Source organism: Helicobacter sp. T3_23-1059 (genome assembly GCF_053654515.1).
In genome coordinates, this window is the sequence record NZ_JBSIUV010000222.1 from 1 (window position 1) to 480 (window position 480).

Below are 480 nucleotides of genomic sequence, written 5' to 3' on the forward strand. Positions count from 1 at the left end.
AAGATTTTTAATAAAAATTTTGAAATAGAAGCAAAAAACAATGAAAAAATTGCAGAATTAGAAGATTTTGTAAAAAAAGAACTAAACGCTGATGAAGTAGATATAAGTGTAGTTAATTTTTTATGGAGCGTAAAAAAAGATGGAAAATGGAAATCTTATAACGGAGCAGAATTAAAAAAAATAATTACGCCAAAAATACAAAAAGAAGCGCAAAAATATTTAGATGATGATATTACTAGAAAAGCAAGCACGATACATTTTCCAAGAGCTTATAATGAAAAAGAAGCAGCCGATAAAATCAAAGATAATCTTATAAAAAATGGCTATGATGGCATAAAAAACGGCGATGAATATGTCGTCTTTGATAGCAATCAAATCAAAGCCATTGACAACAAAGGCACATTTGATTCTAGCAATCCAAACATTTACCACGCAAACGCGACTTTAGGAGGAGGTGTGCTAGGTGGAAGCGTAGCAGGG

The 480-nt window shown here is 31.2% G+C and carries 1 protein-coding gene; it reads left to right on the plus strand.

The window, feature by feature from the left end:
- A partial coding sequence (locus ACWIX0_RS14155; protein WP_454174611.1) for a hypothetical protein occupies window positions 1-480 on the plus strand: 480 nt, incomplete at both ends.